The 14,688-nt window shown below is 67.8% G+C and carries 13 protein-coding genes; 9 read left to right on the top strand and 4 right to left on the bottom strand.

The window, feature by feature from the left end:
* Window positions 1–8 precede the first annotated feature (8 nt).
* Window positions 9–308 carry a hypothetical protein gene (locus tag AC3FMM_RS26040; protein WP_115709356.1) on the top strand — a complete coding sequence of 100 codons (300 nt, stop codon included), beginning with the start codon at window positions 9–11 and terminating at the stop codon, window positions 306–308.
* Between the two features lie 8 nt (window positions 309–316).
* On the opposite strand, the gene AC3FMM_RS26035 is transcribed toward AC3FMM_RS26040, so the two are convergent.
* The 4 genes from AC3FMM_RS26035 to AC3FMM_RS26020 form a co-directional block, all read right to left on the bottom strand.
* A complete protein-coding gene (locus AC3FMM_RS26035; RefSeq protein WP_116312522.1) occupies window positions 317–1,093 on the bottom strand; it encodes a creatininase family protein in 777 nt (258 codons plus the stop codon).
* The gene (locus tag AC3FMM_RS26030; RefSeq protein ID WP_473704064.1) at window positions 1,090–2,445 is read right to left on the bottom strand and encodes a purine-cytosine permease family protein; all 1,356 of its coding nucleotides are present in this window, start codon (window positions 2,443–2,445) and stop codon (window positions 1,090–1,092) included. Before AC3FMM_RS26030 ends, AC3FMM_RS26035 begins: the two co-directional genes overlap by 4 nt.
* A 308-nt stretch (window positions 2,446–2,753) precedes the next feature.
* Window positions 2,754–6,800 carry a phosphoribosylformylglycinamidine synthase gene (gene purL / locus AC3FMM_RS26025; RefSeq protein WP_488687674.1) on the bottom strand — a complete coding sequence of 1,349 codons (4,047 nt, stop codon included), beginning with the start codon at window positions 6,798–6,800 and terminating at the stop codon, window positions 2,754–2,756.
* A 189-nt stretch (window positions 6,801–6,989) separates the two neighbouring features.
* Entirely contained in the window at window positions 6,990–7,586 is a 597-nt protein-coding gene (locus tag AC3FMM_RS26020) for a winged helix DNA-binding protein (RefSeq protein ID WP_115709348.1), read from the bottom strand.
* A 244-nt stretch (window positions 7,587–7,830) separates the two neighbouring features.
* Here AC3FMM_RS26020 and AC3FMM_RS26015 point away from each other — a divergent pair, with 244 nt between their 5' ends.
* From AC3FMM_RS26015 to AC3FMM_RS25980, 8 genes are all read left to right on the top strand, one after another.
* Entirely contained in the window at window positions 7,831–8,079 is a 249-nt protein-coding gene (locus tag AC3FMM_RS26015) for a hypothetical protein (protein ID WP_116312519.1), read from the top strand.
* Window positions 8,080–8,081: 2 nt separating this feature from the next.
* On the top strand, window positions 8,082–8,363 hold the full coding sequence (locus AC3FMM_RS26010; RefSeq protein ID WP_115680154.1) for a hypothetical protein: 282 nt from the start codon (window positions 8,082–8,084) through the stop codon (window positions 8,361–8,363).
* A gap of 68 nt (window positions 8,364–8,431) precedes the next feature.
* On the top strand, window positions 8,432–8,764 hold the full coding sequence (locus AC3FMM_RS26005; RefSeq protein WP_326348181.1) for a DUF2188 domain-containing protein: 333 nt from the start codon (window positions 8,432–8,434) through the stop codon (window positions 8,762–8,764).
* A 179-nt stretch (window positions 8,765–8,943) separates the two neighbouring features.
* Window positions 8,944–10,059: an ATP-binding protein gene (locus AC3FMM_RS26000; RefSeq protein WP_488687673.1), complete on the top strand. Its 1,116-nt coding sequence runs from the start codon at window positions 8,944–8,946 to the stop codon at window positions 10,057–10,059.
* Between the two features lie 162 nt (window positions 10,060–10,221).
* Window positions 10,222–11,598, top strand: a complete 1,377-nt coding sequence (locus AC3FMM_RS25995; RefSeq protein ID WP_326348179.1) for an amidase — start codon at window positions 10,222–10,224, stop codon at window positions 11,596–11,598.
* Window positions 11,599–11,722: 124 nt separating this feature from the next.
* Window positions 11,723–12,688: a TRAP transporter substrate-binding protein gene (locus AC3FMM_RS25990; protein ID WP_115680151.1), complete on the top strand. Its 966-nt coding sequence runs from the start codon at window positions 11,723–11,725 to the stop codon at window positions 12,686–12,688.
* Between the two features lie 94 nt (window positions 12,689–12,782).
* A complete protein-coding gene (locus AC3FMM_RS25985; protein WP_414249118.1) occupies window positions 12,783–13,334 on the top strand; it encodes a TRAP transporter small permease subunit in 552 nt (183 codons plus the stop codon).
* Window positions 13,334–14,644 (top strand): TRAP transporter large permease, encoded by a 1,311-nt coding sequence (locus tag AC3FMM_RS25980; RefSeq protein WP_115709336.1) that lies wholly within the window; start codon window positions 13,334–13,336, stop codon window positions 14,642–14,644. Before AC3FMM_RS25985 ends, AC3FMM_RS25980 begins: the two co-directional genes overlap by 1 nt.
* The last annotated feature ends 44 nt before the right edge of the window (window positions 14,645–14,688 follow it).

Raw genomic sequence — 14,688 nt, 5'->3', positions numbered from 1 at the left:
CATCAAGGATGCAGCGCGTGCAGACGACCGGCCGCTACTGGCAGCTCTGGCATCTCTCGTCCCGGGGCCTGTGCTATTGCGCACTGGCCTGGGCCACCCTGGACGGCGCCGCCCCCGGCTGGCGCCGGCTCCATCCCCACCTTCCCCTGCGGGACCGTTACTCGCCCGAGAAGATCCTGCATGCCGTGGTGGCATACAAGGAGGCTCGCGGCGAGATCGCGCCGCCCCCCGGTTTTGAAACCAGGCGCGTGCTGACTTATGCGTTTGCGTCGTGGAGCTCAGGCTTGCGCGCGCCGATCCGGGGTTGAAGCGTCCCTCACTGTCGGCGATCGTAACGCCAGCCTTCGTCGTCGAGCTGCCTGATACTGTCGACGACCAGCGCCACCAGGGCATCGAGCATCTTGCTGCCTTTCTCCGCGCTGGCCCGCGTAGGATCGCCCGTGGCACCGGTCGCGGAAACTTCAGCGATATCCCACATGATCTGCACGCGCTCGCCAAGGCGGATGCTGTCAGCGGGCATCTGGCGCACGGCCTTGCCCAGGTCACACAATTCCGGGCGCACCGCCATGGTGATGGAGGTTTCACCTTCGCCGCCGTGGCCCAGCCCGTCCCACTCGGCGAAGAAGTCTTCCCCAAGCAGCTTGCCAACCAGGTACCACCAAGCGGGCATAAAGGCGAACACGGCTTCCGGATGCCGCTGCTTGACCTTGCGCTGTGCGATTTCCAGCGGCGCGATATTGCCGTCATGGCCGTTCAGCACAAAGATGTGCCGGATGCCGTAGGCAAGCAGGCTCTCGAACATATCCTCGGCGACGGCCGTCACCGTCTCGAAGCGAAGCGAGATCGCCATCGGATTGGCGTTGTAGTGCATCGAGGTGCCAAACGGCACGCCCGGGACCACCACAGTGCGGGCAAGTCGTTGCGCCGCCTGCCGGGCCACTTCGGTGGGCACGAACAGGTCTGGCCCCAGCGGCAGGTGGCCGCCATGGCTCTCGCAACTGCCGAATACCGTGATCGCACTGTCGAGGTTGCCGGCGGCGAACATGGCCTCCAGCTCGGCCGTGGAGAATTCATTCAGGAAGACCTTCTTCATGATGCCTTCTCCGCCAGCGGGCGCGGCTTCGCGCTCAATATCGGGTGCAACAGCAAGTACAGCAGCACGGTGGCCAGCAGCGCCACCAGGCCATTGGGCCAGGCCACCAGCCACTGGTTCAGCTCGAGGGCGAGCCCCAGCACCATGCCGATCAGTGCCGAGCCCACGCCCGCCCGGTTGTACTCCGGCTGCTGATCCAGTTCGCGGACGTCATAGCGGCCTTTGTGCTTGATGTAGAAATCCGCCAGCAGCGGGCCCGCCAGCGGCGGCGCCATGATGCCGAGGTAGTTGATGAATGGCGAAAAGAACATCTGGTAGAAGCCGAGCGCACCGAGCACGGTGCCGGCAAGGCCCGCCACCAGCACGAGCTGCTTCTTGCTGACATCGAAGCCGCAGGACTGCAGCACGGGACCGGTGTAGAGCGCATTGCAATAGAGCTCGGCGTCGTTGGTGGTCCATAGCGACAAGGTCCATGTGACCGCGCCCGCCAGTGCCAGCAGGAAGCTCTTTTCCAGCATCCACGACACGTAGTTGTATTCACCGACGGTGACGGTGCCGATATAGCCGACGATATTGAGCAAGGGATTGGTCAGCAGGAAGCAGGCGGCCGAACCCAGCCAGACCGCCCGGGCGTTCCGGCAGAAGCGGAACAGGTCGACGCCCATGATGGCGCCGGCAATCCAGCTCCCCACCAGCATGGTGACGGCCGACGGCAGCGGCAGCCCGTGCTTCTGCGACGAGGCCGCGACAAAACTGCCGAGCCCGCCGCCTTCGTCCAGCATGCCGATGCCGACCAGCACCGCGATCAGCATGATGACGGGCGCCACCGGTACCGCCAGCCGCTCCAGCCCTTTCATGCCGGACATGGAAGTCGCGGTGAACAAGAGTCCGCAGAGCAGGCATGCCGCAAAGACCTCCAGCGTAATGGGGGCGATCTGGTATCCCAGCCGGCCCGGGTCGAACACCACGATGCCGCTCGGGTTGCCGATAAAGGCCCCCCAGATATCCCCCACCATGCCCGTGATCGCCGAGAACCAGCCGAGCGTCAGCAGCCCCATCGCCAGCATCGGCAAATTCATGCCTTTTGCGCCATAGGCATAACGGCACAGCAGCGCCAGGCTCAGCCCGGTTCGTTGCGCGATCACGCCCAGCAGCGAGGTCAGCACGAACAGGATGCCCATGCCGATGGCGATGGCCAGCATCGCCATCGGAAAGGAAACGCCCGCTCCGCCTGCCGGGCCGGCCAGCGTACCGCCGATAAACAGGCCGGTGGCAACGTAGCCGAACCCGACCCACACCATCACCTGCTTCCAGGTCGGCCTGCGCGCATCGGGCGGGACCGGGGCCAACATATAGTCTGCATCAACTGCCGGGGACGACTGCGCCTTCTGATTCATGCGGGATCTCCGAATCAACCATTCCGTGACCGTTCCGTGGGTGAGCGAGCCGGGTGCAGGGACACCGGCCCCGCATCCGATCGTGAGTCAGCGCGAGATTAACAGTGCGAAGGCGGCGGAAAATGCGGCAGATTCGATGAAGCGAAGCGAAATGGCCGTCGGCATCCGCGCATTGGCGGCTTGCATCGCCAAAAAACTAAAAAGCCACCGGCGCTGCCGGTGGCTCTTGCCTGGGAGAAGGGGCGCAGGCCCCAGGCTGGTGCTTATCCCACCCACTTCCTCGCATTGCGGAACATCCGCATCCAGGGGCTGCCGCCATCGGCGACCTGCTTCCATGCATCCGGCGCCCAGCTCATGGTCGCGGCGCGGAACACGCGCTCGGGGTGCGGCATCAGCACGGTGAAGCGGCCGTCGACGGTGGTCACCGAGGTGATGCCGTCCGGCGAGCCGTTCGGGTTGAGCGGATAGGTCTGCGTGACCGCGCCGTAGTTGTCGACGAAGCGCAGCGCCACATGGGCCTGGTCGATATTGCCCTGCTGCGAGAAGTCGGCAAACCCTTCGCCGTGCGCGACCACGATGGGGATGCGGCTGCCTTCCATGCCGGCGAAGAAGATCGACGGCGACGACTGCACCTCGACCGTGACATAGCGCGCCTCGTACTGCTCCGACTGGTTGCGCGTGAACTTGGGCCAGGCGCCCGCGCCCGGGATGATCGGGGCCAGGTTGCTCATCATCTGGCAGCCGTTGCACACGCCCAGCGCGAAGGTGTCCTGGCGGTTGAAGAAGGCGGCGAACTGCTCGGCCATCTGCGCATTGAACAGGATGGTCTTGGCCCAGCCCTCGCCCGCACCCAGCACGTCGCCGTAGCTGAAGCCGCCGCAGGCGACAAAGCCGGTGAAGTCGGCCAGGTTGGCGCGCCCGGCGATCAGGTCGCTCATGTGCACGTCGTGCGTGTCGAAGCCGGCGCGGTCCATGCTGTACGCCATCTCGATCTGCGAGTTGACGCCCTGCTCGCGCAGGATCGCCACGCGCGGACGGGCACCGGTGGCGATGAACGGGGCGGCGATGTCCTCGGCCGGATCGAAGGTCAGCACCGGGCTGATGCCAGGATCGGCGGCGTCGAGCAGGCGGTCATATTCGCTGTCGGCGCAGGCGGGGTTGTCGCGCAGGCGCGCGATGCGCCAGCTGACCTCGCTCCAGTTGCGCTGCAGGTCGGTGCGCGAGGCGCCGAACACCTTCTTGGCGTCGCGATAGATCTCGACCTGGTCGGAGGTGTTGGGCTTGCCGACCACATGGCTGCATGCCGACAGGCCGGCCTCGCGCAGCACCGCGAAGACCGCATCGCGGTCTTCCATGCGCACCTGCACCACCGCACCCAGTTCTTCCGAGAACAGCGCGCGCAGGGTCTGGTCGTTGCGGCGCTCGGCGATCTGCTGGGCCCAGTTCTTGGCATCGCCGTAGTCCTGCTCCTGCTGCGGATCGAGCGCCAGCATGTCGACGTTCAGCGAGATGCCGCAATGGCCGGCAAAGGCCATCTCGGCCAGCGTGGCGATGAAGCCGCCATCCGAGCGGTCGTGGTAGGCCAGCAGCTTGCCCTCGCGGTTCAGGCGCTGGATCACGTTGAAGAAGTTCTTCAGGTCTTCGGCGTTGTCGACGTCCGGCGCGCTGTCGCCCACCTGCTGCGTCACCTGCGCCAGGATGCTGCCGCCCATGCGGTTCTTGCCGCGGCTCAGGTCGACCGCGATCAGCACGGTGTCGCCGGCGTCGGTGCGCAGTTGCGGCGTCAGCGTGCGGTTGACGTCGTCGACCGCGGCAAAGGCCGAGATGATCAGCGATACCGGCGCCACCACTTCCTTGTCGACGCCCTCGTCCTGCCACTTGGTGCGCATCGACAGCGAATCCTTGCCCACCGGGATGCTGATGCCCAGCGCCGGGCACAGCTCCATGCCGACGGCATGCACGGTGTCGTACAGCTTCGCATCTTCACCTTCGACGCCGCAGGCGGCCATCCAGTTGGCCGACAGCTTGACCTTGCCCAGGTCCTTGACCGGCGCGGCCGCCAGGTTGGTCAGCGCCTCGCCGATCGCCATGCGGCCCGAAGCCGGTGCATCGATCACGGCCAGCGGCGTGCGTTCGCCCATGGTCATCGCCTCGCCGGCGTTGCCCTTGTAGTCCAGCGTGGTCACGGCCACGTCGGCCACCGGCACCTGCCACGGGCCGACCATCTGGTCGCGCGCGTTCATGCCGCCCACGGTACGGTCGCCGATGCTGATCAGGAACGACTTGCTGGCCACGGTCGGGTGGCGCAGCACATCGCGCACGGCCTGCTCCAGGCTGATGCCGGTCACGTCCACGGCCGGCAGCGGCTGCTCGACGCGCTTGACGTCGCGGTGCATGCGCGGCGGCTTGCCCAGCAGCACGTCCATCGGCATGTCGACGGCGTAGTGCTCCTTGAGCGCGGCGTCGACGCTGGCGTCGACCAGTTGCAGCTGCTTCTCTTCCGTGGCGATGCCGACCACGGCGAACGGCGAACGCTCGCGCTCGCACATGGCCTGGAACTGCGGGAAGCTGTCCGGCGCGATCGCCAGCACATAGCGCTCCTGCGACTCGTTGCACCAGATTTCCGCCGGCGACAGGCCGGACTCTTCCAGGTGCACCTGGCGCAGGTCGAAGCGCGCGCCGCGGTCGGCGCCGTCGACCAGTTCAGGGAAGGCGTTGGAGATGCCGCCGGCGCCGACGTCGTGGATCGACAGGATCGGGTTGGCGTCGCCGAGCTGCCAGCAGGCGTTGATCACTTCCTGCGCGCGGCGCTCCATCTCGGGGTTGCCGCGCTGGACCGAGTCGAAGTCCAGGTCGGCGGTATTGGTCCCGGTCGCCATCGAGCTGGCGGCGCCGCCGCCCATGCCGATGCGCATGCCCGGGCCGCCCAGCGGGATCAGCAGCGTGCCGGCCGGCAGCGGGTTCTTGTGCGTGTGCGAGGCATCGATATTGCCGATGCCGCCCGCGATCATGATCGGCTTGTGGTAGCCGCGCACGGTGCCGCCGACGTTCTGCTCGTAGACGCGGAAGTAGCCGCCCAGGTTGGCGCGGCCGAATTCATTGTTGAACGCGGCGCCGCCGAGCGGGCCGTCGATCATGATCTGCAGCGGCGAGGCGATGCGGTCCGGCTTGCCGGTCACGCCGGGCTTGTCGTCCGGGTTGCGGTGCGCCACCGGCTGGGCGGCGTCGCGGTCGTTTTCCCACGATTCGACCGCCTCGGGCAGCATCAGGTTGGATACCGTGAAGCCGGTCAGGCCGGCCTTGGGCTTGGCGCCGCGGCCGGTTGCCCCTTCGTCGCGGATTTCACCCCCGGCGCCGGTGGAGGCACCCGGGAACGGCGAGATCGCGGTCGGGTGGTTGTGCGTCTCCACCTTCATCAGCGTGTGCGTCAGCGCCTCGTGGCGGCCGTACTTGTGGTCGTCGCCGCGCGGGAACCAGCGCTCCGCCACGTCGCCTTCCATCACCGCCGAGTTGTCCGAGTAGGCCACGATCGAGCCCTGCGGATTGAGCTGGTGCGTATTGCGGATCATCGCGAACAGCGACTTGTCCTGCTGCACGCCGTCGATGGTCCAGGTGGCGTTGAAGATCTTGTGGCGGCAGTGTTCGCTGTTGGCCTGCGCGAACATCATCAGCTCGACGTCGGTCGGATTGCGCTCCAGCTTTGCATAGGCGTCGACCAGGTAGTCGATCTCGTCCTCGGACAGCGCCAGGCCCATCTCGACGTTGGCCGCGGCCAGCGCGCTGCGCCCGGCGGCGATGTCGATAAAGCGCAGCGGCTTGGCCGGCAGTTCCTGGAACAAACCGGCGGCATCATCACGCGAGGCGACCACGGTCTCGGTCATGCGGTCGAACAGGTGCGCGGCGACGGCGGCGCGGGTGTCCGCATCCAGCGACTTGCGCCCGCGCAGCAGGCCCTTCTTGCAGACCACGGTGATCTCGATGCCGCGCTCGATGCGGTGGATATGGGTCAGGCCGCAGTTGTGGGCGATGTCGGTGGCCTTGCTGGCCCACGGCGAGATCGTGCCGAAGCGCGGGATCACCACGAAGCGGTCGCCCTCCGGCTGCTCGGCGAACGGTGCGCCATAGGTCAGCAGCGCCGCCACGCGCGACTGGTCGTCGGCCGACAGCGGCGTCTGCGCATCGACGAAATGCAGGAACTGGCCGTGCACCGACTCGATATCGGCGTCGATTTGCCGGAGAGCGGTAAGCAGGCGTTGCTGACGGAAGGCGGAGAGCGCCAAAGCGCCGGGGAAGCACGAGAAATGCGCCATGATCGTAGCGGTCGGGAGGCGAGAGGTAGGGGCTGCAGCTTGGCCGGCACCGCTGCATGGGGTGCCGGCTGGCGGGAAACCGCTATTGTACCTTGCCGAGCCCCGCTTTTTGCACTGCGACATCACGGCCGCGCTGTGTCAGCACGGATCGTGATAATGCTTATGCATCACTTGCGCGCAATGAACGGGTCAGAGTGACGTCGCCGACCGCGCAGCCTGCTCGTACAGGCCGGTCAGCACCCGCATCAGCCGGGCCAGTTCACCGATCTCGGCATTCTCTTCGCTGCCCGCGGTGAAATTGCTGGTCAGGCATTGCTCGCGGATTTCGCGGTAGCGCGAGCACGCCTCGGCGCCGGCCGCGGTGGTCGAATAGGTGGCCTCCTTGCCCACCCGCTCCCCGCTCACCAGCCCCAGCCCCTGCAGCTTCTTCAGCGCATAGGTCACCAGGTGCGTGTCTTCCACGTTGAGCACGAAACAGATATCGGCCAGCCGCTTGGGCCGGCCGCGGTGGTTGACGTGGTGCAGCACCAGCACGTCCAGGAAGGTCAGGTCGCGCACGCCGGCAGCGCCCATGCAGCGCACCACCCAGCGGCTGTAGGCGTTGTAGGCGGTGTTCAGGCCGAACTCGAATTCCGACAACTCGGGGCTGCGCACCGACACCAGGTGCGACGACGACACGATATTCGCGCCGGCGGCGCGCGACAGTGCGGTAGCGGGCCGGCCGGCGCTGGCATCGGCTCCGGCGGCTGCGGCGGCGGGCGCGCTTTCGGCGGGCTTGCGTGACATGCGGGAGTTTCCTTTCGATTGGGGGCATTCGAGGCGTCCGGGGGGCCCGGTTGCGCCGGATCGACCCGCCGGCCGCCGCCTTCGGCCTGACAGTTTATCGGTGAATTACCACGAATAAAACGACATTTCGGGGGCCGCGCCCCGGCTGGAATATCTGGACAGACCTCAGGGGTTTCTCGGAAGCTTCTCAGACCGGGCGGAGACGCTATACTGTATATCCATACAGTATCAACCCGAGCCCCCCATGTCGCCCGAACCCGCAAACTGCCCCCTCTGCGGCGCTGCTGCCGAGCGCACGCGCGCCGCGCCCCGCGGCTATCTCTACCTCTGCCCCGGCTGCGGCGCCTTTCACATCAGCCGCAGCGCCCTGGCTTGCCGTCAGGACATTCCGGCTTCCGCCAGGAGCGATGTGCGGCTGCTGCGCGCTTACGGCCACCAGCCTCGGATCGAGGTCTGCCGGGACGGGGTGCGCATCGTGCCCGGGCGGAGGTAAGCATGGGCAACAGCAAACGTGCCGCCGGTTGCCACCTGCCGGCCGCGACGCCGGGGTATCCGGTAGCCGGGGCCAACGGCATCCTGGCGCAAGTGCAGGGACACCATGTCGCCGCCGCGCTGCAGACCCTGCCGCGCGCCACGGCGGAGGCGCCCAATCACCATGAGGTCCTGGTCGAGGCCGGCCATCTGGGCACGGTGCGGCTCTTTATCGTAAAGAAGCTCGCGCGCCATAACCGGCACAGCCACTATTACTGGTCGGCCTATCGCGCGGAACCCGCCTGAGGTCCCGGCCGGGCTCCCAAGCATCAAGACGTGATGCATTTCTGCCACCCTACCACTCGAGTAGGGATATGCTATGGCGACTGCGGCGCGGCAATATCGCACTGCCGGATGCGTTCACCCATTCGGCTTTTGATCGCCCGCTGCACGTAGCGGGCGCTTTTTTGGCCCGGACCCCGGGAGGCAATATGCAAGCGCGAATAATTCGCGTTACACCGGCCGACGTTGGCTGGGCGCTGGACTGCGAGAGCCGGCCCCAACGGCAACGGTTCCCGACGCTCGAGGACGCGATCTCGGCGGGCTGGGCACGAGCCAGGCGGGAGAACGGCGAACTGCATATCCATTGCCACGACGGTGGCCTGCGCCTGCGCGCCGCCGTCACCCCCGAGGAGTCACACGGCTGACCGCGCGGCCGGTCGCAGCGCGGACTTGCCCGATGGCCGCGACAGCACTTGCCGTCACAGTCGCGGTCAGCGCGGCCGTGCGCGCCCAGGGCGCCGCAATCAAGCACTGCGCCGGCAATCGCGTAAGATGTTACTGACCAGGTCTATAGACCGGTTTGTCCAATCCTGCCGAAGCAGACATGCGACTTGCTGATTTCATCAGGCGCGACATGAGCAGCATCCTGAGGGAGTGGGAGGCGTTTGCCGGCACCCTGATGCCGGCCGCAAGACACATGGATGCGCCCGCCCTGCGCGATCACGCGCAGCAGATCCTGAATGCCGTGATCAAGGATCTGTCCACCCCGCAAACGCGCCGCGCCCAGCGCGAAAAGTCGATGGGGCGGTCGCCCCGCCTGCCCGATGCTCCGGAAACCGCGGCCCAGACCCACGCGCTGCTGCGGGCACGCCATGGCTTCAACATCAACCAGATGGTCAGCGAGTACCGGGCCCTGCGTGCCAGCGTGCTGCGGCTGTGGATCGATGACGGCCACCCGGGCCCATCGGATTTCGAAGACATGGTCCGCTTCAACGAGGCCATCGACCAGGCCGTCACGGAATCCGTCGGGTATTTCGATGCGCAGGTCGAGCAGGCGCGCAACCTGCTGCTCGGCATGCTGGGGCACGACATGCGCAGCCCGCTGCAGACCATCCAGACCACCGCTCAATACCTGGCCGCGCTGAACGCCGGGGAAAAGGTATCGGAAGCCGCGACCCGGCTGATCCGCAGCGGCGCCCGCATGAATGCGCTGCTGGACGACCTGTGCGATTTCAACCGGACCAAGCTTGGCCTGGGCATCAACATCGCGCCCGCCGCGATCGACCTGGCGCAGGTGTTTGGCGATGCCGTGGACCAGTTGCGCGCCGCCCACCCGGACCACCGCATCGAATTCGCCGCCGAGGGCAACCTGCAGGGCGTCTGGGACGGTGCGCGGCTGCAGCAGCTGCTTTCCAACCTGGTGACCAATGCGGTCACGTACGGCGCGGCGGACACGCCGGTCCGGGTTACCGTCACGGGCCAAGCGGCGCAGGTCCATGTGTCGGTCTGGAACAGCGGCCCGCCGATCGATCCGCAGACCTTGGGCCAGATCTTCGACCCGCTCAGGCGCGGCGAGGATCCGCACGACAAGAACGCCCCCGGCCTGGGGCTGGGGCTGTATATCGCCAGCGAAATCGCCAGGGCCCACCAAGGCTCGATCGACGCCCGCTCCGATGCGGCCGGGACCCTGTTCGAGGTACGCCTGCCGCGCCAGGCCTAGCCGGCGGCTTCGCCCCACCCCACCCCGGCACTGCCGCGGCGCGCGCCACGACATAGAGGCCATCCCTATCTGTCGCCTTGCAGGGCTTCTTGCTACCCTTGAGGTTCCCAGGCCGCCCCCCGGCGCGCGCTGCGCGCGCCGCCGCACCTCATTTGCAGACCCATGCCCTTGATGCTTCCCGACCTCGATACCCTCAACGCCCGCCTGCGCGACGGCGGCACCAGTCGCGCACAGATCGTCGAGCAGGCCGCGGCCCGGGCGGCCACGCCGGCGGCCGAGGCCGTGTTCCTGCACAGCACCTTCGAGGCTGCCGCGCAGGTGGCGCGTGCCGCCGATGCCGCCAGCCGCGCCGGCAAGGCGCTGCATCCGCTGGCGGGCCTGCCGGTCTCGGTCAAGGACCTGTATGACGTGGCCGGCGAGGTCACCCGCGCCGCCTCGCTGGTGCGCGCCGATGCCGCGCCGGCCGCCGCCGACGCGCCCGTGGTGGCGCGCCTGCGCGCGGCCGGGGCAGCGCTGGTGGGGCGCACCAACATGACCGAGTTCGCGTTCTCCGGCGTGGGTATCAATCCCCATTACGGCACGCCCGCCAATCCGGCCGGCGGCGAAGGCGCCGCCCGCATCCCGGGCGGGTCGTCGTCCGGCGCCGCAGTATCGGTGGCGCTGGGGCTGGCGGTGGCCGCGCTCGGCAGCGACACCGGCGGCTCGATCCGCATCCCGGCCGCGCTGTGCGGCATCACCGGCTTCAAGCCCACCGCGCGTCGCGTGCCACTGGCCGGGGCCTTCCCGCTGTCGTACACACTGGACACCGCCTGCGCCATGGCGCGCACGGTCGGCGACTGCATCGCGGTGGACAGCGTGATTGCCGACAGCGCGGTGCTGCCGCGCGTGACCGATGCGGCCGCGACGCGGCTGGCGATCCCGCGCCAGCTGCTGCTGGACGATCTCGACCCCGTGGTGGCACGCGCCTTCGACCGCGCCCTGGGCCGGCTGTCGGCCGCCGGCGTGCGGCTGGAGCATGTCGACCTGCCCGAGCTCGGTGAACTGGCCGCGCTGAACGCGCATGGCGGCTTCAGCGCGGCCGAGGCCTATGCCATCCACCGCCACCTGCTGGCGGCCCGCCGCGACCGCTACGACCCGCGCGTGGCGTCGCGCATCGACCGCGGCGCCGGCATCAGCGCCGCCGACTATATCGACCTGGGCCGCGCCCGGCTGGACTGGATTGCCCGCATGGAAGCGCGGCTGGACGGCTTCGACGCGGTGGTCTGCCCCACCGTGCCGATGGTGGCGCCCGAGATGGCGCCGCTGCGCACCGATGACGCGCAGTTCTTCCGCGTCAATGCCCTGCTGTTGCGCAATACCTCCGCCTTCAATTTCTTCGACGGCTGTTCGGTATCGATGCCGTGCCATGCGCCGGACGAGCTGCCGGTGGGCCTGATGCTGTCGCACGGGCCAATGCGCGACGCCAGCCTGCTCGGCACGGCCCTTGCATTGGAACGCATCGTGCAGCCCATCATGCAGCCCTTAGCGCGCGCCGACTGAGCCCGCCGCCGCGCCGTTGATCTTGCGCCATGCGCCGGGCCCGAGCCAGCCCCGCGCGTGGCACCAGGTAGTACGCAACCCGCTGTACAACCGCGCCCCCGCGCGCACACCAGGAGAGATCGAGATGCGAGTCAAGGCAATGATCGCGGCCACGCTGATGCTGGCCGCCGTGGCGGCACAGGCGGACACCAAGTGGGACCTGCCCACCGGCTACCCCGTCGCCAACCTGCACACCGAGAACCTGCAGCAGATGGCCAGCGACGTCGACAAGGCCACCGGCGGCAAGCTCAAGATCGTGCTGCATCCCAACGGGTCGCTGCTCAAGGCCAACGAGATCAAGCGCGGCGTGCAGACCGGCCAGGTCCAGATGGGCGAGATCCTGATGTCGCTGCTGGCCAACGAGAACCCGGTGTTCGGCGTCGACGCGGTGCCGTTCCTGGCCACCAGCTATGCCGATGCCTACAAGCTGTGGCAGGCCTCGCGCCCGGTCACGGAGAAGGTGCTGGACAAGCAGGGGCTGAAGCTGCTGTACGCGGTGGCCTGGCCGCCGCAGGGCATCTACGCCAACAAGCCGATCAATTCGGCCGCCGACATGAAGGGCCTGAAGTGGCGCGCCTACAATCCCGCCACCTCGCGCATCGCCGAGCTGGTCGGCGCGCAGCCGGTCACGATCCAGGCCGCCGACCTGGCGCAGGCGCTCGCCACCGGCACCGTCAACTCCTTCATGTCGTCGGGCGCGACCGGCGTCGACACCAAGGTGTGGGAGAGCGTGAAGTACTTCTATGCGGTCGATGCCTGGCTGCCCAAGAACATGCTGGTGGTCAGCAAGAAGGCCTTCGCGGCGCTCGACAAGCCCACCCAGGATGCGCTGCTCAAGGCCGTCGCCGACGCCGAGAAGCGCGGCTGGCAGGTATCGGAGCAGAAGACCAAGGAATACCTGGCCACGCTCGCCAGGAACGGCATGACGGTGCAGCAGCCGTCGCCGCAGCTCAAGGCCGACATGCAGAAGCTGGGCCAGACCATGGTCGACGACTGGGCCAAGAGCGCGGGCCCTGACGGCAAGGCCATCCTCGACGCCTACCGCAAGTAGGCCCGGGGACCCGCGTCCACCGATCTCCAGCGCCCTGCATCGCGGCCGCGCCGGCTGCCATGCGGGGCGCCCATCCTTATCTTCGCCGCCCATCATGCCCACTGCCCCCTCTTCCAAGCGCTGGCTCGACCGCCTGCTGGACCTGTTCGCCGCGCTCGGCGCGCTGTGCATCCTCGCCGTCTGCGTGATCATGATCCTGATGTCGCTGTCGCGCGAAACCTCGGTGATCTTCAAGGGCGGCGACGACATCGTGGCCTGGCTGTGCGCCGCCTCCGCCTTCCTGGTGCTTGGCCAGACCTTCCAGCATGGCGGCATCGTGCGCGTGGAGATGCTGCTGTCGGCGGTCGGCCCGCGCCGGCGCTGGCTGCTCGAACTGGTCTCTCTCACCATCTGCCTGGGGTTCGCCGCCTATGCGGCCTGGGCGCTGGGCACCTTCGCGTTTCAGAGCTGGGAGATCGGCGATGTCTCGCAGGGCCAGATCGTGATCCCGTTGTGGATACCGCAGAGCTTCGCCGTGCTGGGCTGCGCGGGGTTCCTGCTGGCGGTCGCGGACGAATGGCTGCGCGTGGTGCGGCGGCAGAAGCCGCGCTACCAGCTGGCCCAGGAGGCCAAGCTGGCCGCCGGCGATTTCGGGGAGACGGTCTGATGAGCACGGTCGTGGTTGCACTGATCCTGCTGCTGGTGCTGATCGTCTTCCTCGCGCTGGGCGCGTGGATTCCCGTGGCCATCGCGGTCACGTCGTGGCTCGGGCTGGTGGTGTTCTCCGACCGCGAGGCCCTGGTCAGCCTGGCCAATGCGTGGTGGTCGTCGAGCGCCTCGTACACGCTGGCATCGCTGCCGCTGTTCGTGTGGATGGGCGAGATCCTGTTCCGCACCCGGCTGTCGGAGCAGATGTTCAGCGGGCTGTCGCCATGGCTGAGCTGGCTGCCCGGGCGGCTGATGCACGTCAACATCCTGGGCTGCGGCATTTTCGGTTCGGTGTCGGGCTCGTCGGCGGCCACCTGCGCCACCATCGCCAAGTCGGCGCTGCCCGAACTGACCCGGCGCGGCTACGACGAGCGCATCACGCTGGGCTCGCTGTCGTGCGCCGGCACGCTTGGCATCCTGATCCCGCCGTCGATCACGATGGTGGTGTATGCGGTCTCGGCGGATGTGTCGATCATCCGCGTGTTCCTGGCCGGCTTCGTCCCGGGGCTGCTGCTGATGCTGCTGTTTTCCGGCTACATCGTGGTCTGGGCGCTGGCCAACCCGGACAAGACCCCGGCGTCGGAGCACTTCAACTGGCGCGCGCGGCTGGCGTCGATCCGGCAGCTGCTGCCGTGCATCGTGCTGATCGCCTTCATCACCGCGATCATGGTGACCGGCTACTCCACCGCCACCGAAGCCGCGGCCTATGGCGTGGTCGCGTCGCTGGCGCTGGCGTGGGCGGGCGGGTCGCTCACGCGCGCCGCATTCTGGGACAGCCTGATGTCGGCCACGCGCCTGACCGCGATGATCATGTTCGTGCTGGGCGCGACCTCGTTCCTGTCGGTGACCATGAGCTTTACCGGCATCCCGCGCGCGCTGGCCGAGTGGGTGGCCGCGCTGCAGCTGTCGCCGTGGGCGCTGATCGCGGTGCTGACGGTGATCTATATCGTGCTCGGCACGGCGCTGGACGGCATCTCGATGATCGCCCTCACCACCGCCACGGTGCTGCCGATGGTGCAGGCGGCCGGCTTCGACCTGGTCTGGTTCGGCATCTTCATCGTGCTGCTGGTGGAGATTGCCGAAGTGACGCCGCCCGTCGGCTTCAACCTGTTCGTTTTGCAGAGCATGACAGGCAAGGACAGCAATTACATCGCGCGGGTCTCGCTGCCGTTCTTCATGATGATGGTGGTGGCGATCGCCATCGTCACGATCTGGCCCGGCGTGGTGACCTGGCTGCCCGACGCGGTGATGCAGCAGGAGGTCAAATAGCCTTGGCCGGGACGGCAACGGACACGCGAGGGAGGTTCGCGCAG

This window comes from Cupriavidus sp. 207A1 (assembly GCF_057798955.1).
This window is presented reverse-complemented; position numbering and strand designations above follow the sequence as displayed.

Coding starts and splice junctions, on each gene's coding strand:
- AC3FMM_RS26040 (WP_115709356.1), top strand. CDS start 9: ATGCAGCGCGTGCAGACGACCGGCCGCTACTGGCAGCTCTGGCATCTC.
- AC3FMM_RS26035 (WP_116312522.1), bottom strand. CDS start 1,093: ATGAAGAAGGTCTTCCTGAATGAATTCTCCACGGCCGAGCTGGAGGCC.
- AC3FMM_RS26030 (WP_473704064.1), bottom strand. CDS start 2,445: ATGTTGGCCCCGGTCCCGCCCGATGCGCGCAGGCCGACCTGGAAGCAG.
- purL (WP_488687674.1), bottom strand. CDS start 6,800: ATGGCGCATTTCTCGTGCTTCCCCGGCGCTTTGGCGCTCTCCGCCTTC.
- AC3FMM_RS26020 (WP_115709348.1), bottom strand. CDS start 7,586: ATGTCACGCAAGCCCGCCGAAAGCGCGCCCGCCGCCGCAGCCGCCGGA.
- AC3FMM_RS26015 (WP_116312519.1), top strand. CDS start 7,831: ATGTCGCCCGAACCCGCAAACTGCCCCCTCTGCGGCGCTGCTGCCGAG.
- AC3FMM_RS26010 (WP_115680154.1), top strand. CDS start 8,082: ATGGGCAACAGCAAACGTGCCGCCGGTTGCCACCTGCCGGCCGCGACG.
- AC3FMM_RS26005 (WP_326348181.1), top strand. CDS start 8,432: ATGCTATGGCGACTGCGGCGCGGCAATATCGCACTGCCGGATGCGTTC.
- AC3FMM_RS26000 (WP_488687673.1), top strand. CDS start 8,944: ATGCGACTTGCTGATTTCATCAGGCGCGACATGAGCAGCATCCTGAGG.
- AC3FMM_RS25995 (WP_326348179.1), top strand. CDS start 10,222: ATGCCCTTGATGCTTCCCGACCTCGATACCCTCAACGCCCGCCTGCGC.
- AC3FMM_RS25990 (WP_115680151.1), top strand. CDS start 11,723: ATGCGAGTCAAGGCAATGATCGCGGCCACGCTGATGCTGGCCGCCGTG.
- AC3FMM_RS25985 (WP_414249118.1), top strand. CDS start 12,783: ATGCCCACTGCCCCCTCTTCCAAGCGCTGGCTCGACCGCCTGCTGGAC.
- AC3FMM_RS25980 (WP_115709336.1), top strand. CDS start 13,334: ATGAGCACGGTCGTGGTTGCACTGATCCTGCTGCTGGTGCTGATCGTC.